This is a genomic window from Sphingobacterium olei (assembly GCF_005048855.1).
Lineage (GTDB): Bacteria > Bacteroidota > Bacteroidia > Sphingobacteriales > Sphingobacteriaceae > Sphingobacterium > Sphingobacterium olei.
On sequence record NZ_SUME01000008.1, the window covers coordinates 134598 to 153641 of the forward strand.

Below are 19044 nucleotides of genomic sequence, written 5' to 3' on the forward strand. Positions count from 1 at the left end.
GGCGGTCTTTTGACTGCCCTTTTTTATATAACCTTCATTTCCCAACTATGCATATCACGCAGAAGGTAGACTATTTATAGCAACAAAGGAATTGGGTCTTGTAATTGAAAACTAAAATTAATAATCTTTTCATCCCTCTCGATTTGTAATTTTACCGTTTTATTTATCCCGGATTGTAATTTTTCTTTTATCTGTTCTAGCGAAAGAGATTGAACAGATCGTCCATTTATTTTCAATAGCACATCCCCTTTCATTACACCAATCCGTTTAGCAGGAGAATTATCTCGTACACTATTTATTATAAAATTGGGTTTTAATTCTATTTTATATTTAAAGCTGCTACTTCCATCAAACGGTATTGTTGTACCCTCTCGATTCGGAGAGGTATTCAAATATATTTTACTTTCTACCCATACAAAACCTTCATGTTTCACCTCCACGCCACTCATATCTATATAAAACGGCTGCCGAAAATTTTTATTAGGTTTGAGATATAACATACGGCTTTGATAATCAATCAAAACTGAAAATCGGGTGAGTAGCTGGTTACCGATAGATCCTACTCGATCCTTCACCAATTTCTTAGTATCATAAGTATTCGCATCCGGATAAGATATAATAGGCTGTTGAAACTCAAAATTATTTATCTGCAAAGAATGAATTCTATTTCTCTTCCCATAAATATTACCATTAAATCCTTTACCTATGAATTCATATATAGCAGGTTCAAGCATTTCGAATCCCGACAAACGATCTGTAAAGAGCATGGCAGGGTCGGAATTCCCTAAATCCAGCAACACCTTGACCTGTTCATACGTTTTTTTTCCGATTCTTAAATCTACTTTTACATAAGGCCTGTCCTTCTCCATCTGCAAGGGAATTTTTTCATACCCCTTTAACTTTTTACCTATATCCTTTATGTTGCGATAAACCGTTATTTTCTTTTTAACATAGTTAATTTCTACTACATTATTGTGAAAAAAGTTACTTCCCAAAATACCATGTACCGGCAAACCAATATGATTAGACAAGTGTAAAGAATCATCCATAATCACGAATAGGTTGTGTTTTAAATCTATCATTGCCGAATCAGCAACACTCAAATGATTAGAAAGGGAGAGCAATCCTTCAATTCCTTCGTCTATACCGATTCCTTGAAATTTCACTTTAGAAACGTTGTGTAATGTTAAGGAGTCGGAATGTCCAAATAATAGTGTTTCTTTTACTCCGGTATCTAAGATGAAAGATAATTCTTCGCCATTGATATGGATCGGAATGATTACAACATGATGTATCAGCTCAAAGGAAAATGTTATTTTATTGGCATTATTTTTAAAAACCCACTGTTGACCACAAATCTCTGAAAAAGAAATCAGTATACATAATATGAAAATTATTCTGGCCATAACAGGATAGACTTACCGAAACTTACAATTGATTTATACGAATATAAATATAATTCTATAAGGATGCTTAAAAAGAGAAAAAGTCCGCACCCAGGTGGGTGCGAACTTTCCTATTAACCAATTATAAACTTAAATTATGAGAATACAAATATACAAATAGTTAGTTTATTCACAACTATTTTTTGCATTTTCATGCATGTTTATATTATCTATCGACTTCTCCAAGCACAATATCTATTGATCCGAGAATCGCAATTAAGTCAGCAATCAAGACTCCCTTGCCCAATTCTGGCAATACGGAGAGGTTGTTAAAGCTAGGTCCTCTTGCTTTTACTCTCCTTGGAATATCTGTTTTCTCCTGAGTCACAAAGTAGAATCCAAGTTCGCCTTTGGGATTTTCTGATCGAACATAATAATCCTGCTCCTTCAAATTCACTTTTTTTGGAACTAAAGCTCGCGGATCGAAATCGGGTGTGCGTACAAAATCTTTAGTAAGACGTTCCAAACATTGTTCTATGATACGCACCGATTCATATACTTCATCCACACGTACTTTATAGCGATCCCAAGAGTCTCCCAGGGTACCCATTTCCCCTCTACCTACGGGAATATTAAATTCAATTTCAGGGTAAACTGAATAAGCATCTATACGTCTTAAATCCCATTTAATTCCCGAAGCACGAAGCATAGGTCCTGAACAGCCATAGTTAATTGCCACGTCAGCCGGTAAAACACCAATATTAGCTGTTCGGGAAATAAATATTTGATTAGTTGAAAGTAATTCATCTAACTCGGCCAATTTAGGCGTAAAGTAAGCGAGGAACTCCTTACATCTATCTTCGAAACCAACTGGTAGATCGTAGAACAAACCACCAATCCAAATGTAATTGTAAAGCATGCGCGAACCGGAGGCCCATTCCAACATATTCATAATATGTTCCCGATCTCTAAAACACCACATAAAAGGCGTAAACGCACCTATATCGATACCATACGTACCTATTGCTATAAGGTGCGAAGCAATCCGGTTCAGTTCACACACCAATACGCGGATATATTCAATACGCTTGGGTATTTTGTGATCAATGCCCAACATACGTTCGACTCCCATTACAAAAGAATGACTATTATTCATTGAAGCCAGATAGTCCAGGCGATCCGTAAAAGGGATAGTCTTAGTATAATTCATAGATTCTGCATGCTTATCAAAACAGCGGTGCAGATACCCCAGATGTGGGATAATCTCTTTGACAATCTCTCCGTCAGTTATCAACTCCAATCGTAATACCCCGTGCGTAGAAGGGTGTTGCGGCCCCATATTAATGACCATCTCATGTGATTGCACATTCGCAATCTTTTCTTTATATCTTTCGTAAGCCGACTGATAGTGGGTTAAATTCATAATTTACTTAATTGCTATACCGTGATAACTTTCTGGATCCTCATAATCTTTGCGCAGCGGATAGCCCTCCCAATCATCTGGTAACAGAATACGTCTCAAATCAGGATGACCACTAAAATACACTCCCATAAGGTCAAAAGCTTCCCGTTCGTGCCAATCCGCTGTTTTCCAAACCGTACTCACAGATGGAATTTCCGGCAAATTTTCCACCGTTCTAGCATTAGCGATGAAAACCTTGAGCGTTAGCTGTTTTTGATACGGAATAGATGCTAAGTGATAAACCACTGCAAACTTAGTTTCCGGATGATAATCTACTGCCGTAATATTGGATAGAAAATCGAAATAATATACCGGATTATCACGCAACCAGCCACATACACCAACAAGATAAGCGGGATGAATGACTAAAGCCTGTTGCAAGCCATCTAATTGCACATCTACGATACTCTCAGCTCCGAATTGTGCTGCTATTTCAGTTTTAATTTGATCTATCATAAATCTAAGGGGCTAATCGATTTATAACCCATTTTTCATTTTCTAAAGTATACTGAATACGGTCGTGAAGCCTAGAACTTCTCCCTTGCCAAAATTCAAATTTAATCGGTTTAACCACATATCCACCCCAAAAATCAGGTCTCGGAATCTCTTCGCTCCCTTCAAAGTCGTTCGTAAAACGGTTTACCGTCGTTTCTAAGAAATCTCTATTTGGAATTACTGAACTTTGAGGAGACGACCATGCACCGATACGACTACCACGAGGCCGGGATGCAAAATATTCGTCCGAATCCGCAGGAGACAATTTGTCTACATATCCTTCTATACGCACCTGTCTTTGCAGTTCGGCCCAGAAAAATAAAACACTTACCCGATTACAGTTGGATAAATCTTTTCCCTTTTGACTCTGATAATTTGTAAAAAAACTCAACCCACCCTGCTGTAAATCCTTTAATAGTACGACTCTGGATGATGGAAATTCATTTACTGAAATAGTAGACAGTACCATTGCATTTGGTTCGATTACCCTAGCGTCCAGCGCCTGATCAAACCAAACTTTAAATTGTCCCAAAGGATCAGACTTCACCTCATCCTCAGAAAGGATCCCTTTAACATAATCTTCTCTAATCGCAGCGATATCTTTATATTCAATTGCCATTATAAACTAATTTGATGACAAAACAAACTTACTAAAACCTCCTTAAACAATGCCATTTTTGTGTTATTATATTGCATATAAAAATAATTTACTCATTAATATTTTTTTTAAATGAAGTATTATTCATTAGTGATTGTCTTCAAAGGAATTATTCATTCATGTTTATTTACACTGTGGCATTCATGAGCACTGCGCTAAGTTCATGAAATCGCTACGCTAAGTTTGCGAATGCAAAGCATTTTATTTAAGTTTAGTAATATCTTAAATAACGAGACATGTTTAGCGAAAAAAAACCTACACAAGGAAGCCTATTGCTATCCGAACCTTTTATGTTAGATCCCAACTTTGAAAGATCAGTAGCAATGATATGTGAACACAATGAAGATGGCACTATAGCGCTTGTCCTCAATCACCGCTCGCACCTCCTACTTTCCGATGTGGTGGAAGAAATAAAAAATGAAAATTTTTCCTTATATATTGGTGGTCCTGTAGAAAGTAATGCGTTGTTTTTCTTACATCGCGCATATGACAAATTGTTAAGCGGTACCCCTATTTGTGAAGATGTTTATTGGGGCGGAGATTTCGAAAATCTCACCTTACTTATTAACGAAGGTATTATCGTACCGGATGAAGTGAAGTTTTTCTTAGGGTATTCAGGATGGGCTCCCAAACAATTGGATAACGAAATCGAGCAAAACAGCTGGGCAGTCCATCAGTCTTTCGATCCTACGTTGACTTTCCTTACGGATGGTGAGGACTTATGGAAACAAGCTATAATTAGCCTTGGTCCGAAATATGCGCACGTTGCCAATTTCCCTAAAAGTCCCGATTTAAATTAATCCGATTTATTGTCTAACCACAGATATCTTAGAAAACAAAATAGCGAAACATTTCTGTTTCGCTATTCGGGTAAGTAATGGGGCTCGAACCCACGACCCTCGGTACCACAAACCGATGCTCTAACCAACTGAGCTATACCTACCGTGTTTTGATGCTACAAAAGTAGTATAAAACACTATTCACTCCAAATCTTTTTTAACAAAAAATCCCCATTGTAAATTAACACAATGAGGATTAAGCAATTATTTTTAAAACGAGGTTAGATCATCTCTACGCTTCTTTTTACAAAAGAAGTTAAATCAGCACCTGTCAACAATCCACGTGACAATAAGGCCAAATCAAAAGCTTGTTTAGCTAGTTTTTCACCCTCTTCGGCCTCGCTTTCTACGATACGTTTTACCAAAGGATGATTACCATTTACAGTTACTTTATAATTATCAGGAAGCGTACCATAAAATCCCATACCTCCACCTGTTTTCGCCATATCCTTCATTCTACGCATGAATTCATCAATAGTAACGGATACCGGAAGTTCATCGGCGTGAAGTGCATCTACTTCTACTTTCATATCTGCCCGTCCGATGGATTTTTCGAATACATCTGCAACTTTCTTACTTTCTTCCTCGGATAGCGTCAATTCTACTTTCTCATCTTTCTGAATCAGTTTATCAATGACATCCGAATCCACCCGCTTTAACTGTACCTTCTCGCCGCCTTTTTGTTCCAAATAAGCCGCAAAATGTGTATCTAATGGCCCATCAAGTACCAATACCTCATATCCCTTGGATTTCGCCGTCGAGATAAAACCATCCTGTTGCGCAACATCTGAAGTATATAGGTATACGATGTTGCCATCTTTATCTACTTGAATATCTCTGACCTTCTCGTAATACTCTTTAATGGTAAAGCTTTCGTTATCCGTATTTTTTACCAAACAGAATTCATTAGCTTTCTCCGCAAACTTATCATCACTTAACATACCGTACTTAATAAAGAGTCCGATATCATTCCATTTCTCTTCGAAACCTTTACGATCCGATTTGAAGATTTCCTGCAATTTGTCTGCTACTTTTTTAGTAATATAGTTATTGATTTTTTTCACGTTACTATCCGCTTGTAGGAAAGAACGCGAAACGTTCAATGGAATGTCCGGAGAGTCAATAACACCATGCAATAACATTAAGAATTCAGGCACAATGTCCTTTACTTCATCAGTAATGAACACCTGACGGGAATATAACTTAATCTTATTGCGCTGTACTTCTAATTCATTCTTGATTTTAGGAAAATAGAGGATACCTGTAAGATTGAACGGGTAATCCACATTCAAATGAATCCAAAATAATGGTTCATCCATCGAATAGGGATACAATTCACGGTAAAACGCTAAGTAGTCTTCGTCTTTCAATTCTGAAGGAGCTTTCGTCCACGCAGGGTTTGTATTATTGATAATATTAGCAACGTCTACCGATTTATATTTCGGTTTGCCTTCTTCATCTTCACCGTCAGGTTCCGAAGTTGATTTCGTACCAAAATGAATCGGTATGGGTAAGAATTTAGCATATTTATCTAAAATCTCTTGTAGACGATGTTGATTTAAAAATTCAACTGAGTCATCATTTATATGAAGAATAACGTCCGTACCGCGAGTAGTTCGTGTACCTTCTGAGATTTCATAGGATGTACTGCCATCACAGATCCAGCGTGCCGGTGCAGCATCTTCTTGATAAGAGAGGGATTGAATCTCTACCTTATCAGCAACCATGAACGCCGAATAAAAACCTAAACCAAAGCGACCAATAATTTCATTGGCATCATTAGCCTCCTTAAATTTTTCCATAAACTCAGTTGCGCCCGAGAAAGCAATCTGATTGATGTACTTTTTAATCTCCTCGGCTGTCATACCTATCCCGTTATCCGAAATAGTAATCGTTTTGGCTGCTTCATCGAATTTCACATCTACAATCAAATCACCTACTTCACCAGCGAACTGACCTAGTGAGGATAAACGTTTAATTTTTTGGGATGCGTCAACAGCATTGGAGACCAATTCACGTAAAAAGATCTCGTTGTCTGAGTATAAGAATTTTTTAATTACCGGAAAGATATTCTCGGTATGAATCGAGATTGTACCTTGTTCTTGCATATTATATATGTTAATTTTTAGCTTTTAATCCATAACCATATATCAAGGAATATTCCAAAATAAAATTTAAGACAGGATGACAGTTTCTTTGGTTTAAAGTAAAAAAATGGCAGTCTTTTAGAAAAAATAAATTAAATAAAATTTGTTATTTCAAAAAAGACTACTAAATTTGTAGAGTATTCAGAATTGCGTTAGCAATACCAACCGAGTGCGTACACCGCGGTGGTAAAATAATACGGGTCTTCAGCCAAAATAAACGTTTCATCACGATTATTTATAAAGCCCTTTGAATTTCTGGATACAATTTATGGTTTAATGTTTAAATTTTAAATTGTATGTCAACACCAGTTCAATTGTATCAGCATCTCGTAGAGAAATTTAGAAATTACTCTACGGAAGAACTTATCCACCTGAATAATGAAATTGTAAAAAGTACAGGATGGGGTTCTTCTAGGGGGACATTTCGCACGGCTATATTAAATGCACTTTCTAAACGTGGCATCGATCTTTCCCGCATCATTCGCAGAGAAGATGGTTTTACCACCGTATTGTTAACCCCTGTACGATTAGATGAAAATGTATTAATACCACTGAATTAATGTACATGCTCTAGCGCATATAGCGCAAACGTACCTAACCAATGACTGCCCATATAATCATCTTGGGTCGAAAGATTAGGTAACGAAAAGGCTATATGCGCATTTGCTACACTATTCAGATGTTTCAATTCCGGCAATGTCTTGGTTATGCCATATAGGCATGCAGCTCTGCTGTAATTCAAACCGTCGAGGTGGACAAGTTTCCCATCTGTGCGATCTTTCACCACCGCAGGTGTCAAAGAGAACGATTCGTTGAACAAAGAAGGTAAAAACTGCTTTAACCACGTGGCGTATTCCCGTTTATCCATAATTTTGGCCATCAGATAGGCCTCTTCAAAACAAGGAGAGAGAAAATCGTAACCGCTAGGTTCGTACGCTAAATTACAATTCTCATCCGTTAAAAATAAACGCCTTGCATGTAGTATGATACTATCTTCGAATTCCTTGTCTCCAACAGTACGTGCATAATCTAGGGAAAGGGATAACCCGAAGGCAGAATTATCATGTTGACCTGCTCGAATGGGATAAATCAGTTTGGGCAAATATACCTTATATGCTGCCACGAGGTGATCTACTAACGGTTGAAGAGTAGTCTTCCATCTCTTAGCATCTTGGTCATCCCAAGTTGCCAATGCTTCTTGCAATTTAAAGAGCCAAGCCCAACCGTAAGTTCGCTCAAAATTACTATTGTTTATATCTTCAAAAAATGCCAGTTCGATGGCAGCATTTTGCGTGGTAATATGTGTATTTAAGAACTGTCTTACTTGGTTGTCTTCATCGATGTTAGGATATTTTTTCATCAAATTAATGATAGACCAATAACCGTGAACCGAAGAATGCCAGTCAAAACATCCATAAAAAATCGGTCGCAATTGTTTTGGCGATTTCAGGTCTTTATTCGACCCTAGCACCTGTCCCAATTTATTTGGATATTCTACGTCGAGACAATGCACCGGTAAGGAAAAAATATGTTTAGCCTCTTTTTCCGACAGACTTACCAACGCTGACGCCGACTCCTCCGTAATTTTTGACGTATTGTTACTACAATTCAAAAGAAACAACATAGGAAAGGTCAGAAATAAGGTATTTACAATCGTTTTCATCAAATAATTATTTTAAATAGTGATTAAACATTTCAGATTCCCGATTTAACAGCATGAGCTTTAGGTTATCTGTTTTTTAACGAACAGCTCATGCTATTTCCCGGTAATTTTAATATTACTAGGAAAGATAAGAACATTTCTGACTTTTTTCATTAATAACATTCAGATAACAAATGTTTTTCTACATTTGCCTCTCATAAAAAGAAATCAACTGGACACACATGAGTAACCGACCGGAGGGAGTTCATTCATGCCGTTAAAAACAAATACAAATGAATAAGGGACTTGTTGCCTTAGCTTTCGGCGGATTAGCTATAGGTATGACAGAATTCACGATGATGGGTATATTGCCCGATATCGCCAAAGATATAAATATAGATATTCCCTCTGCCAGTAACTTAATAGGTTTATATGCATTGGGTGTTGTCGTAGGAGCGCCAACCCTAGTTGCTGCCACTTCAAAATATTCGCCAAAAGCTGTTCTCTTATTCTTAATGTTATTGTTTTTTGTATTCAACGGCATTTTCACCATTGCACCTAACGAATGGAGTCTTTTTACTTCCCGATTTGTAGCTGGACTACCCCATGGAGCATTCTTTGGAATAGGATCTGTCGTAGCGGCCAAATTAGCTAAGCCAGGCAAAGAAGCTCAGGCAATTTCCATGATGTTTACGGGGATGACAATTGCGAATCTTGCTGGTGTACCGTTGGGAACGTACATAGGCCATCACTACTCTTGGCGTATTACCTATGCGATTATCAGCGCCCTAGGATTGCTTACTTTTCTAACAATTTATTTTTGGATGCCAAAGATTTCTGCCAATAAAAACAATAATGTCATCCATCAAATAAGTTATTTCAAACGCTGGGATGCGTGGTTGATTGTTGCCGTAATAGCTATTGGAACCGGAGGACTATTTGCTTGGATAAGTTACATTTCCAAATTGGTAACCACAGTTTCAGGTCTTCATCCCAATGAAGTTTCCACCGTGATGATATTAGTTGGATGCGGCATGTTTGTTGGAAATATTATAGGTGGAAAATTAGCTGACAGCATGCTCCCCACCAAAGCGGCTATTATTTGTTTTTCCGCGATGGCTATATGTCTTGTAGTCGTATTCTTTACAGCACATATTAACGAATTAGCATACCCTATGGCTTTCATTACCGGAATGGTCGCTTTCAGCATCGGCTCACCGTTACAACTGATGTTGATTAATAATGCACAAGGATCAGAAACCTTTGCGGCCGCTGGAGGACAAGCAGCGTTTAACATAGGTAATTCTTTAGGTGCATATTTTGGTGCCATACCTATCGCATACGGTTACGCATATAATTACCCATCTGCTATAGGTATTCTTATGGCATCCATAGGAGCTATTTTGGCATATATCTTTTTAATAAAATATGCTATTCCGAATCAAAAGAAAAAAAAAGCCGCTCAGATAAAAGAAATGGAATCATCAGTAAATATCTTTGCTGATCTTTAGTCTGTCGCCACAGAAAATCGCTTTCCAGCTTCCAATACAGGAATATTCGCCTCCGTAGGTACATAAATAATCTGGTTGATTTTACCTTGCTTCAATGCTTCTCCAAAAGCACCAATAAATTCCTGTTTTCTATATTCAGGATATTTTTGAGCTGCCTCGCCCATAATTTTGATAGCTTCGGCCTGTAATAAAGCAGCTTCTTTCTCCGCCCTAGCTTGTTCAATTAGAATCTGTCTGGATTGTGTAGCTTCGGCAAGCCTTGCTTTCCCAGCCATTTCTTGTTGCCATACACTATATTGTGGTAGACCAAACATTAATCCGAAAATGATCAGCAAAGCTGATACAATTACTAAAATTATTCCTTGCGTTTTCATCTATTATTGTTTTATTAAATTATTATTTTCAATGGTCTCTTCACTAATCGCCTTTCTAAATTTCAACAATCTTACATAACCGGGGCACTTCACTAGATCCCTCGTCCAATTTTCTACAATAATAAATTGCGTCTTTAAAAACTTGTCCACATCAATAATCCGTTGATCCTTAGATATTTGTATTTCATTAGGATATGATTTACCCAACAATTCGTGTTTCAATTCGTCCATATTCATGGATCAAATTTACCGATAAAAGAGGTCTCTGATACTTATTTATTTCTTTTTTTTAGAAAAAATCGATGTAGAGAATACATTTAGATAACCAAAGATTAGCTATACAAATTCCTAAAATATATTGATTATCTTTGAATTATGACAAAGGAAGCAGTGGGATTATTAATCGAAAAGGGATACAGAATACTCAAAAACGGTGTCCCTGAAGAAATAGACGGAGACCTTTGGGAGTACTTAAATCAACTGGACGATAAAGAGGAAGAAGTATTTGAATTAAGACAGATGCTTACATGGAGTGATGATACACTGTCTCGGGTAAAAAGGGTAATAACTGAACATCCGTTGGGACGGCATTATGGACGTGACGTACCTTTATATGTAGAAGACGTATTAGAAAGTATAATGAATGGACGGTATAGAGTTGGTGACATTGCTATCGGTGATCAATTTGATCTAAATCATTCCTATTTCTTCGACGGAAACCCTCGACATTATACAATAGTAGACAGGCTAAATATCCTGGAAAATGCGTTTAAACTATGCCCTGTTGCAGGATATGAAGGTCGTAAATTTGCAGTTTGTGAAGTATTTGCAAAATTAAAGAGCTGATAAACTAAGATTTGTGATCTTTGACAATTCTGTAAAAATAAAAAAAGAGCTTATTCTAACCAATAAACTCTTTTAAGTCTCGGCGGAGAGGGTGGGATTATTTCATGATCCCGTAGAGGGGTGGCTTCAAGCCAAAATAAAGCTCTTCACGCCGTTCAGACTTTTATTGTTAAGCCCTTTTGTCCAAGCCGGCTTGCAAAAGTCCATAAACAACAAAACCCAACTTTCAGTTGGGCTTAATTTTGTATTGGCGGAGAGGGCGGGATTGGTTTAGCCCCGCATCCCCATGCACTATGCCTAAACCTTCTTCGGATCGAACCCTACGGATTCTCATCCCTTGACTATTGCTATTTAATTAGGTGCAGTGATCTTCGCAATTCTCTGGAAGCAAAAAAGAGCTTATTCTAACGAATAAACTCTTTTAAGTCTCAGCGGAGAGGGCGGGATTCGAACCCGCGGTACCGTTAAGTACACACGCTTTCCAAGCGTGCTCGATCGACCACTCTGACACCTCTCCGATCGCGTGTGCAAATATATATATTTTTAGCTTTTATTTATATCTTTTTTCTATTCTGCTTTTCTATCACCATCAACAAACAACTATCTTCAACCATAACTATCTCTATATAATAGGTTTTAATGAAGATATTAATGTATACGATTAAATCTATTTTCTTTAGTCATATATAAAAAAAGCCGATCATTTCGATCGGCTCCCTATATCTGTATTAAAACAGAATTAAGCTTTATCCAAGTTTAATCCTTGTTTGTAGATAGCTTTTTTGATTTGCGTACGACGAGTTACAGATTTTTTCTCGTATGCTTGACGTGAACGTAGTTCGCGTAAAACCCCCGTTTTCTCGAATTTCTTTTTGAAACGTTTTAACGCTCTGTCTAAAGATTCTCCTTCTTTTACATTTACGATGATCATGCTGCTTATATACCTCCTTTCGTAGCCATTTAATTTGTGAGCCACAAAGGTAGAATTAAAATTCAAAAATAAAAAATAAAAATACTTATATTAATCTGTAACGTTCAATCAAATGTGCCAATGGTTCTTCTTTTGTACACAATGCAGTCTGCATTCCACAAATTCGAGCAGTCTCCAAATGCTGCGGACTATCATCAATAAATAGAGTTTCAGCAGGGATCAAATCATTTTCTTCAAGTACTTCCACAAAAATATCTGAATTAGGTTTACGTTTGCCCATCAGATGAGAATAGTAAGTTTTTTCAAAAAATGGACTATTATCTGATACGCCATGTACTATCATGAGATGATTCATGCACCAGGCATAATGTAACTCATTATTATTACTTAAGAGAAACGTTCGGTATTTTGTCTTCAAAGCTAATAACAACTCATGTGTCCCCTTGGGTACACCAATTAACAGCGAATTCCAAGCATCGTCAATTTGCTGGTCGGTTAATTCTGGTTTACCAGCTTTGTCTCTTATTCCTTTTCTAAACTCTTGGACACTGATTTCTCCTTTATCGAAAGCGTCAAAAAGCGAATCCTGACCTCGATGTCCAAAAAAATCATCTACATTTTTGATACCCAACGAAATAAATGCTTCGCGCACCCTCGCAAAGTCAATCATAAAGATTACATTGCCGTAATCGAGTATAATATTTTTAATTTTTTGCATCTAAAAATTTTGTTTTCTCGTTACAAATATCGATAATTGCATCGTCAAAAGGGAACAACGTTTCAAATTTGACATTATACAAATACCCTGCGCCTATAGCTCAGTCGGTTAGAGTAGAAGACTCATAATCTTTTGGTCCCTGGTTCGAGCCCAGGTGGGCGCACTGGTCAAAAAAGGCTTTTTTCGAAAGAAAAAGCCTTTTTTTCGTTACACATGATTATTTCTGAGCGAACGGAAGCAAAAATTCTTGCAGGTTAACATCAGATTCTAGTTTCATTTTTTTACGAAGGCGATATCTCGCTACTTCAATAGCCTTAGTCGTGATATGCATCAGCTGCGCCATTTCTTTCGTCGACAAATTCATACGTAAAAGAGCGCAAAGCTTCAACTCATTAGGCGTTAAATCTGCATATTTTTCTTTCAGATTAGCAAAGAACTTTTCGTTAACGTGGTTAAACCTTATACGAAACTGTTCCCAATCTTCATCTGATCGTTCGGATGTGCGAATAAGTCGGACCAATTGCCTCAAATTGATAGGATTATCTACCATCTCCTTCTTTTTAATGGCAGAATTTATATTTTCTTTAATCGTAGTCAGCACCTCACCCCGTTGTACAAGGTGCATAGCCATGCTAGCTAGTTCCCGATTTTTAAAGTCTATCTCCGATTCGAGTTTCTCATTTTTTAGTCTTACGACCTCTTTTTCACTACGATCAAGTTCCAGCTGTCGTAGATAAAGTTCCTTGGCATGCTTTTGCTGAAGGTTTCTTTTTTGCCATTTAAAAAGAAGATATATAAGTATACATAAGACAACACCGTACACGATGTAACTTACCGTGTTCGCGTACCAGGGTGGATGGATGGTAAATGGAAAATCCTTTATCTCAGATTCATTTCCAAGACTATTTCTCGACTTAACTTTAAAAATATAGCATCCAGGGGGAAGATTTGTATATTCCTTTTCACTTTTACTATCCCAAGTAGACCAATTCTTGTCAAAACCTTCTAGAATATAACTGAATTCGATATTTTCCTGCTGCCCGTACAACGTCGTAGAAAAATTAAAGCGAAATGAATTATCAACATGATTTGCTTCGACATCTTTTATCTCTTTCGTCAAATAACCACCAAACAATAGTACGGCCTTTTTTTCCTGATCCATCAGTTCAACCTGACTAATCAATACATCTGGTTTACGAATTTGTTCTTTATACTGTTTAAAATTCAAATGAATTCCACCACGGGTAGCACCCACAAAAACATTCTCCTTATCATATACATATATCGATTCAAAACCTCCAAGAATCTTTCCATTCAGTTCTGGAAAATAAACAATACTATAAGTTGAACGATCCGTTGGTTGCATGAAATCCAATACCCCCAGTTTTTTATGGTTTATAAACCATACATTTCCCTCTCTATCTTCAGTAAGAAATTGAATCTCCATACCTTTCAGATCAGCATAAAATATGGCATAAGGTTTAAAACGATCCGTTTCCTTATCGTATTCATATATGCCATCAACTGTAGCCGTCACAATTTTATTTTTAATAAAGAAAAGATAATTATATCGATCGGAAGGTAAGCCTTCCTTTTCTCCGTATGTTTTCTGTTTGACAATACGGCTACCGTCCGAAGAAAGATGACATAAATATACACCACGATAAGGGTGCGATGCCCAAATCGCATGCTGCTGGCTATCATAGTGGATAAAACGTAACGATTCGTCGAGACCATGTACACCGCCGACGCTTTGAAAACCTTCCTTGTCGAAAGACAGTCGTTGTAACCCGACATACGTACCCGCCAGAATGTGTTTAGAAGGTAATACGCGAGAAAGTGGATTGAACAACCAAGTACCGGTTGTATACATTAGAGACTTTACACCTTTATCCTGTAACACATATCCTCCGTCTTCATGTGCCATAAGTAGCTGCCCATTTACTTCTTGAAGACCCCATACCTGCCCTTCCGTTCCCTCCACTTTAGTAAATCGAGCGATAGACGAACTGAGATCCTTTTCAGTCATATCAATAGCACTGACATACAAACCATTAGAAGTTCCTAAATAAAGTTTTTCATGATAAATCCGCATAGCATAGCTACTGATCGGGTTTGTCTTACTTGGTTCAATATATTTGATAGAGCTATTTAAAGCAATAAAATCAATTCCATCATCCAATGCTATCCAGAGATTTCGATGTCGATCAACAAAAACACTCCGAACATTATTTTTTTGAAGTCCCGCTCCGTACTCGTATTGTCGAATACGTCTACCATTACGATCTATTACCATTACCCCAGCGGAGGTAGTCCCCAATATAAACTGACTTTTAGCAGTAGATGTTGCACAATAAATTCGGTCCTTAATGAATATTTCATCCATCCCGGTCATCTTAGGGATCATTTCATTACCGACGACATAAAACACACCAAGTTTCAAAGTGCTTACTAATAAGGTATCAGCATGATAAGGCATAATCGCTGTTACTGGGCTACTTTTTAATTGACTGGTCTTCACCAGTGGTTTCCATACAGTTCCATCATATTGGAACAACCCATGTTCGGCATCCTGTGCAAACAGTTCGTCTTCAACTTTTCCCAAAAACTGCCAACTGCTCAAAGGTTTATCTATCGTGATATGGTTGTTTCGATAGTGAAATATCTTTGTATTCGTCCTAAAAAAGACTTCATTTTTGTGTGTTACTATATCCCAAACATCCGCAAACAACCTTTCTTTGATCGGTATTAGCTCAATCAAAGAATGGTACTTTAATACACCGATACTATCGGCAGAAAAGTATCCTAATTCGTCTTGCCCTCCCACATAGATACGATTATCGTTGGTTATGGCGACTGCACGGACCACTGTTGGATTAGGAAGAGGATAAAGTTTCCAATAATGTCCGTTAAATGTCAGTAGTCCTTCATTGTTAGCGAAATACATTATTCCATGACGATCTTGTGCAATATCCCAGTTTTGCATACCCGCTTTATACTGAGCGCTATTGTAATTGATGATATGAGGACTTCCAACATGCTGCTGTCCAAAGCAATAACTACAAGAAAAAATAAAGAATAAAATAACGTTAAAAAGATTCATAGATGTGGTTACAATGTCTATTGTGTAGAAATATAGGCAAAAATAATTAAATAGACCAGTACCGTATGATACATAGTCTAAACATCAACTATTAATATAGTCCACAAAAAAGAGGACTTCCATACCGGAAAATCCTCTTTTTATACTTGGTCTGCACCAATGTATGAATGCTTGTTTTTATTATTACAATGTTTCTGCCGGGTGTTCCTCCTCTTTTTTGGCATCACGTTCTTCAATATACTGACCATATAACGGTTTTTGCTCTTCCGTCAATAGTTCGATTATTTTAGCATCAGCCGTAGCTGTTAAACCCGCTGCCTGTTCCTTTATCGTATCTGCAGATAAAGTCGTATCAGACTTTAATGTCCATTTCGCTTTTTTATGCTCCACTACTATATTGTAGATAGAAGCGCGCTGTTCTTCTGTTAGCGTCAGTTTTTCTGTTAGTGTTTCTACCGTTTCTTTCGCTTTTTCTTCAGGAGTTCCTTCTTGAGCAAATGTTAACGTCAACGCGAATAGAAAACTCAATCCTGTTAAAATTATTTTTTTCATAGCTGTAATGTTTAGTTTTAAAATATATCTTATTTAACTGTTATAAGATATATAACAGCTCGAACTTTAAAATGTCGATAGAAATGTAGCATACCTGTTACAATTTAACATCATTTAACAGTTGTTACATTTCATAAAGATATTATCTATCAACATATTAAAATTATTATAACCTCAGCTACTTTAGAATTTAGCTGCAAAATCCTTTGCAAATTCTTCCAATTTTATCTGCCCAGTTACTTGAGAAGCGTACTGTATGAAATCAGATTGGATCTTTCCGGTACGAATACCTGTTCCCATTTCCGTATACAAATTTGCAATTTCCGCTGGCACCCCAGCCTGTGTCATTCCTTGCAATGACTGTTCATCTGTAAATTCTACCCACGGCAACGTCGGTTTACCGATAGCCGTACCTAGTACTTCAGCGACATCTGCAGCAGAACGTACATCACTTATCACATAACGGATTTCATTTCCTTCCGGTACACGTTGCAATTCTTCCGCTGCCGCCGTCGCAATATCATCTGGATGAACAAATGGAACGATAGTTTCCGCAGGATAGTTAGCGCCTATAGCATTCATTCCCTTAATTACCGGGATATCATTGTACAGATTAGTGTAGAAATAACCTGCGCGCAAGAACGTAAAGGCGATCCCTTCGAGATCTTTATAAATCTGCTCAATATGATATAATCCTTCAATCGGTCCATTTCCGTTTGGAAGATCGGCACCAATACTACTCAACATCACCACACGTTTCACACCTGCCACTTGAAATGCAGTTGCAAATGCTTTACCGGCCTTTGTCGTATTTGCAATCACATTTTCTCCGCCCAAATTTGGTGGTGTCATCGCGAAAACCGCATCGCTGCCAGAAAATGCTTCCGTCAGAAAATGTGCATCAGATACCGATCCAACAGCTGCTTTCGCACCTAACGCTTCTATTTCTATTGTTCTGTTTTCGTTACTCGTTATAACGATTACCTCATGTCCTGCTTTCACTAGATTTCTGGTAAGCGAACTTCCGATATTCCCTAAGGAACCTGTAATTGTAATTTGCATATCTTTTATTTTTTAGTTTCCGACAACAAAGGTATATTTGCACTTACTTATATACAAGTACTTACCCTTTAGTATGTATTATGACAGCGGTTAAAGAGAATTCGACTATACAAGAAAACAAACAATATGCATTGGAACAATGCCCGGTAACTTACGTGATGGAAAAGATCGGGGGGTACTGGAAACCCATTATACTCTATCACCTGTCCAGCGGAGCCAAGCGTTATAGCGAAGTGAAGCGGGCTATACCAGCCATTACAGAAAAAGTATTGATTCAGCAGCTTAAACAGCTCCAAACTGACAATTTATTGATACGTGAAGCTAAGCCCGTCGTCCCTCCTCACGTTACCTATAAGCTCAGTCAATCTGGTGAAAGACTTATGCCTGTTATCGCAGCAATGGCTACCTGGGCGATAAATGAACAAGAAAGTGATCTATCAAAGTTTGAAGAATGAGCAAAACGGTTTATGTAAGTGATCTTATGCAGCAGGACTACATCTATTATTTAAGCTGTCCAATGGGTGAACAATTTGACCCTCAATTTACCCCCGACCTCACACCTTCGGAGATGTTGGAATTGGGTGTATTTGGAGGCCGTTATTTAAGGGATTGCCAAAATGAGTTTCCTGCGGCTTGGTTTGCGAAAGCTAAACTATATAAAGGGGATAAAGGATCCGGAGATCCTCATCTTAATTTTTTCGGTATCCATGCTTCGCAGCCCTTATCGATTTGGAAATCAAAAGGCTGGATCCACCCACAAGATCCGCGCGGTTGGTTCCAATGGTATTGCCGCTACTATATGGGGCGACGTAGTGAAGACGACCAGAGACAAATAAAACGTTGGAAGGCTATGAAAAGACATGTCTCTCAAGTTGTAAATAATTGTTGCTTCGGAGATCTTTCCTGCCGTAAAAGACAAAGACAGGCACTCCTGCACTGGGCTTACGATAGTATTAATATGTAATCCCTACAAAATTTAGTACTGTATATACTTCGCATGTAAAATCCGTTGAATGACACACCATTCTTGATATTCTGCCTCATTCCAAACCGTACGGAATTTATTCAACAGTTCAAACGAGTATTTTCGAAGTGCATCTAGATCTTGTGCAAGCGATTCAATATGCGGATACGCATAATTTGTATCTTCTCTTTGTGTCGTGAATTGTATTGCCATTACTATCAATTAACTACATCAAAGTTAACAAGTTACAAACGAATTAACATTTAATTTTGATTAAATAATCATTAAATTTTAAGCACAGCATAACTTATCATCTTTATCTTTTAACAGTTACGAAAATGCCGATAAAGTTTTT

Annotated in this window: 20 protein-coding genes, 3 tRNA genes and 1 riboswitch; of the genes, 7 read left to right on the forward strand and 16 right to left on the reverse strand. The window is 37.5% G+C overall.

All coding sequences use genetic code 11. The features are described 5' to 3' along the window. Nucleotides 1–74: 74 nt before the first annotated feature. The 4 genes from FAZ15_RS18110 to pdxH all read right to left on the reverse strand — a co-directional run bounded on the left by FAZ15_RS18110 (nucleotide 75) and on the right by pdxH (nucleotide 3961). Nucleotides 75–1406, reverse strand: a complete 1332-nt coding sequence (locus FAZ15_RS18110; RefSeq protein WP_136902727.1) for a PDZ domain-containing protein — start codon at nucleotides 1404–1406, stop codon at nucleotides 75–77. Between the two features lie 205 nt (nucleotides 1407–1611). Further along, the gene (locus tag FAZ15_RS18115) at nucleotides 1612–2808 is read right to left on the reverse strand and encodes an NADH-quinone oxidoreductase subunit D (RefSeq protein WP_136902728.1); all 1197 of its coding nucleotides are present in this window, start codon (nucleotides 2806–2808) and stop codon (nucleotides 1612–1614) included. A gap of 3 nt (nucleotides 2809–2811) precedes the next feature. Continuing rightward, complete coding sequence (locus tag FAZ15_RS18120; RefSeq protein ID WP_136902729.1) at nucleotides 2812–3303, reverse strand: NADH-quinone oxidoreductase subunit C; 492 nt, start codon at nucleotides 3301–3303, stop codon at nucleotides 2812–2814. A 4-nt stretch (nucleotides 3304–3307) separates the two neighbouring features. Next, entirely contained in the window at nucleotides 3308–3961 is a 654-nt protein-coding gene (gene pdxH, locus FAZ15_RS18125) for a pyridoxamine 5'-phosphate oxidase (protein ID WP_136902730.1), read from the reverse strand. Between the two features lie 275 nt (nucleotides 3962–4236). Here pdxH and FAZ15_RS18130 point away from each other — a divergent pair, with 275 nt between their 5' ends. Then, a complete protein-coding gene (locus FAZ15_RS18130; protein ID WP_136902731.1) occupies nucleotides 4237–4800 on the forward strand; it encodes a YqgE/AlgH family protein in 564 nt (187 codons plus the stop codon). A 69-nt stretch (nucleotides 4801–4869) separates the two neighbouring features. On the opposite strand, the gene FAZ15_RS18135 is transcribed toward FAZ15_RS18130, so the two are convergent. Next, nucleotides 4870–4943 (reverse strand) — tRNA-His (locus FAZ15_RS18135). Nucleotides 4944–5060: 117 nt separating this feature from the next. After that, on the reverse strand, nucleotides 5061–6947 hold the full coding sequence (gene htpG, locus FAZ15_RS18140) for a molecular chaperone HtpG (RefSeq protein ID WP_136902732.1): 1887 nt from the start codon (nucleotides 6945–6947) through the stop codon (nucleotides 5061–5063). 171 nt (nucleotides 6948–7118) lie between these two features. Next, a riboswitch (SAM-I-IV-variant riboswitch) is annotated at nucleotides 7119–7212 on the forward strand. A 70-nt stretch (nucleotides 7213–7282) separates the two neighbouring features. Between htpG and FAZ15_RS18145 the strand changes: the two genes are divergently transcribed. Further along, entirely contained in the window at nucleotides 7283–7546 is a 264-nt protein-coding gene (locus FAZ15_RS18145) for a 5-oxoprolinase (RefSeq protein ID WP_136902733.1), read from the forward strand. Here FAZ15_RS18145 and FAZ15_RS18150 read toward each other — a convergent pair. After that, nucleotides 7543–8649, reverse strand: coding sequence for a DUF2891 domain-containing protein (locus tag FAZ15_RS18150; protein WP_136902734.1), 1107 nt, complete (start codon nucleotides 8647–8649; stop codon nucleotides 7543–7545). The genes FAZ15_RS18145 and FAZ15_RS18150 overlap by 4 nt on opposite strands. 272 nt (nucleotides 8650–8921) lie before the next feature. Between FAZ15_RS18150 and FAZ15_RS18155 the strand changes: the two genes are divergently transcribed. Further along, nucleotides 8922–10139, forward strand: a complete 1218-nt coding sequence (locus tag FAZ15_RS18155; protein WP_136902735.1) for an MFS transporter — start codon at nucleotides 8922–8924, stop codon at nucleotides 10137–10139. Here the strand turns inward: FAZ15_RS18155 and FAZ15_RS18160 are convergent. Together FAZ15_RS18160 and FAZ15_RS18165 are read right to left on the reverse strand one after the other, a co-directional pair. After that, on the reverse strand, nucleotides 10136–10513 hold the full coding sequence (locus FAZ15_RS18160) for a hypothetical protein (protein WP_136902736.1): 378 nt from the start codon (nucleotides 10511–10513) through the stop codon (nucleotides 10136–10138). The two genes, FAZ15_RS18155 and FAZ15_RS18160, sit on opposite strands and share 4 nt — an antisense overlap. A 3-nt stretch (nucleotides 10514–10516) precedes the next feature. After that, nucleotides 10517–10744, reverse strand: a complete 228-nt coding sequence (locus FAZ15_RS18165) for a DUF6965 family protein (protein ID WP_136902737.1) — start codon at nucleotides 10742–10744, stop codon at nucleotides 10517–10519. Nucleotides 10745–10888: 144 nt separating this feature from the next. On the opposite strand from FAZ15_RS18165, the gene FAZ15_RS18170 reads away from it, so the two are divergent. Continuing rightward, nucleotides 10889–11359 (forward strand): hypothetical protein, encoded by a 471-nt coding sequence (locus FAZ15_RS18170; protein ID WP_136902738.1) that lies wholly within the window; start codon nucleotides 10889–10891, stop codon nucleotides 11357–11359. Nucleotides 11360–11791: 432 nt separating this feature from the next. Here FAZ15_RS18170 and FAZ15_RS18175 read toward each other — a convergent pair. The 3 genes from FAZ15_RS18175 to FAZ15_RS18185 all read right to left on the reverse strand — a co-directional run bounded on the left by FAZ15_RS18175 (nucleotide 11792) and on the right by FAZ15_RS18185 (nucleotide 13008). After that, a tRNA-Ser gene (locus tag FAZ15_RS18175) sits at nucleotides 11792–11876 on the reverse strand. Nucleotides 11877–12098: 222 nt separating this feature from the next. After that, nucleotides 12099–12290, reverse strand: a complete 192-nt coding sequence (gene rpsU, locus FAZ15_RS18180; RefSeq protein WP_136902813.1) for a 30S ribosomal protein S21 — start codon at nucleotides 12288–12290, stop codon at nucleotides 12099–12101. A gap of 85 nt (nucleotides 12291–12375) precedes the next feature. Then, a complete protein-coding gene (locus FAZ15_RS18185; protein ID WP_136902739.1) occupies nucleotides 12376–13008 on the reverse strand; it encodes an HAD family hydrolase in 633 nt (210 codons plus the stop codon). Nucleotides 13009–13097: 89 nt separating this feature from the next. Between FAZ15_RS18185 and FAZ15_RS18190 the strand changes: the two genes are divergently transcribed. Continuing rightward, a tRNA-Ile gene (locus tag FAZ15_RS18190) sits at nucleotides 13098–13171 on the forward strand. Nucleotides 13172–13225: 54 nt separating this feature from the next. On the opposite strand, the gene FAZ15_RS18195 is transcribed toward FAZ15_RS18190, so the two are convergent. The 3 genes from FAZ15_RS18195 to FAZ15_RS18205 form a co-directional block, all read right to left on the reverse strand. Then, nucleotides 13226–16111 (reverse strand): triple tyrosine motif-containing protein, encoded by a 2886-nt coding sequence (locus FAZ15_RS18195; protein ID WP_136902740.1) that lies wholly within the window; start codon nucleotides 16109–16111, stop codon nucleotides 13226–13228. 183 nt (nucleotides 16112–16294) lie between these two features. Next, the gene (locus FAZ15_RS18200; RefSeq protein WP_136902741.1) at nucleotides 16295–16663 is read right to left on the reverse strand and encodes a hypothetical protein; all 369 of its coding nucleotides are present in this window, start codon (nucleotides 16661–16663) and stop codon (nucleotides 16295–16297) included. Nucleotides 16664–16846: 183 nt separating this feature from the next. Next, a complete protein-coding gene (locus FAZ15_RS18205) occupies nucleotides 16847–17725 on the reverse strand; it encodes an NmrA family NAD(P)-binding protein (protein ID WP_136902742.1) in 879 nt (292 codons plus the stop codon). Between the two features lie 80 nt (nucleotides 17726–17805). On the opposite strand from FAZ15_RS18205, the gene FAZ15_RS18210 reads away from it, so the two are divergent. Further along, nucleotides 17806–18180, forward strand: coding sequence for a winged helix-turn-helix transcriptional regulator (locus FAZ15_RS18210; RefSeq protein WP_136902743.1), 375 nt, complete (start codon nucleotides 17806–17808; stop codon nucleotides 18178–18180). Next, complete coding sequence (locus FAZ15_RS18215) at nucleotides 18177–18689, forward strand: hypothetical protein (protein ID WP_136902744.1); 513 nt, start codon at nucleotides 18177–18179, stop codon at nucleotides 18687–18689. Before FAZ15_RS18210 ends, FAZ15_RS18215 begins: the two co-directional genes overlap by 4 nt. Before the next feature lie 12 nt (nucleotides 18690–18701). Here FAZ15_RS18215 and FAZ15_RS18220 read toward each other — a convergent pair whose 3' ends face one another. Next, the gene (locus tag FAZ15_RS18220) at nucleotides 18702–18902 is read right to left on the reverse strand and encodes a hypothetical protein (protein ID WP_136902745.1); all 201 of its coding nucleotides are present in this window, start codon (nucleotides 18900–18902) and stop codon (nucleotides 18702–18704) included. Nucleotides 18903–19044: the final 142 nt, after the last annotated feature.

Bases quoted from the DNA above. Each gene is read 5' to 3' on its own strand.
- FAZ15_RS18110 (WP_136902727.1), bottom strand. From the start codon at position 1,406: ATGGCCAGAATAATTTTCATATTATGTATACTGATTTCTTTTTCAGAG.
- FAZ15_RS18115 (WP_136902728.1), bottom strand. From the start codon at position 2,808: ATGAATTTAACCCACTATCAGTCGGCTTACGAAAGATATAAAGAAAAG.
- FAZ15_RS18120 (WP_136902729.1), bottom strand. From the start codon at position 3,303: ATGATAGATCAAATTAAAACTGAAATAGCAGCACAATTCGGAGCTGAG.
- pdxH (WP_136902730.1), bottom strand. From the start codon at position 3,961: ATGGCAATTGAATATAAAGATATCGCTGCGATTAGAGAAGATTATGTT.
- FAZ15_RS18130 (WP_136902731.1), top strand. From the start codon at position 4,237: ATGTTTAGCGAAAAAAAACCTACACAAGGAAGCCTATTGCTATCCGAA.
- htpG (WP_136902732.1), bottom strand. From the start codon at position 6,947: ATGCAAGAACAAGGTACAATCTCGATTCATACCGAGAATATCTTTCCG.
- FAZ15_RS18145 (WP_136902733.1), top strand. From the start codon at position 7,283: ATGTCAACACCAGTTCAATTGTATCAGCATCTCGTAGAGAAATTTAGA.
- FAZ15_RS18150 (WP_136902734.1), bottom strand. From the start codon at position 8,649: ATGAAAACGATTGTAAATACCTTATTTCTGACCTTTCCTATGTTGTTT.
- FAZ15_RS18155 (WP_136902735.1), top strand. From the start codon at position 8,922: ATGAATAAGGGACTTGTTGCCTTAGCTTTCGGCGGATTAGCTATAGGT.
- FAZ15_RS18160 (WP_136902736.1), bottom strand. From the start codon at position 10,513: ATGAAAACGCAAGGAATAATTTTAGTAATTGTATCAGCTTTGCTGATC.
- FAZ15_RS18165 (WP_136902737.1), bottom strand. From the start codon at position 10,744: ATGGACGAATTGAAACACGAATTGTTGGGTAAATCATATCCTAATGAA.
- FAZ15_RS18170 (WP_136902738.1), top strand. From the start codon at position 10,889: ATGACAAAGGAAGCAGTGGGATTATTAATCGAAAAGGGATACAGAATA.
- rpsU (WP_136902813.1), bottom strand. From the start codon at position 12,290: ATGATCATCGTAAATGTAAAAGAAGGAGAATCTTTAGACAGAGCGTTA.
- FAZ15_RS18185 (WP_136902739.1), bottom strand. From the start codon at position 13,008: ATGCAAAAAATTAAAAATATTATACTCGATTACGGCAATGTAATCTTT.
- FAZ15_RS18195 (WP_136902740.1), bottom strand. From the start codon at position 16,111: ATGAATCTTTTTAACGTTATTTTATTCTTTATTTTTTCTTGTAGTTAT.
- FAZ15_RS18200 (WP_136902741.1), bottom strand. From the start codon at position 16,663: ATGAAAAAAATAATTTTAACAGGATTGAGTTTTCTATTCGCGTTGACG.
- FAZ15_RS18205 (WP_136902742.1), bottom strand. From the start codon at position 17,725: ATGCAAATTACAATTACAGGTTCCTTAGGGAATATCGGAAGTTCGCTT.
- FAZ15_RS18210 (WP_136902743.1), top strand. From the start codon at position 17,806: ATGACAGCGGTTAAAGAGAATTCGACTATACAAGAAAACAAACAATAT.
- FAZ15_RS18215 (WP_136902744.1), top strand. From the start codon at position 18,177: ATGAGCAAAACGGTTTATGTAAGTGATCTTATGCAGCAGGACTACATC.
- FAZ15_RS18220 (WP_136902745.1), bottom strand. From the start codon at position 18,902: ATGGCAATACAATTCACGACACAAAGAGAAGATACAAATTATGCGTAT.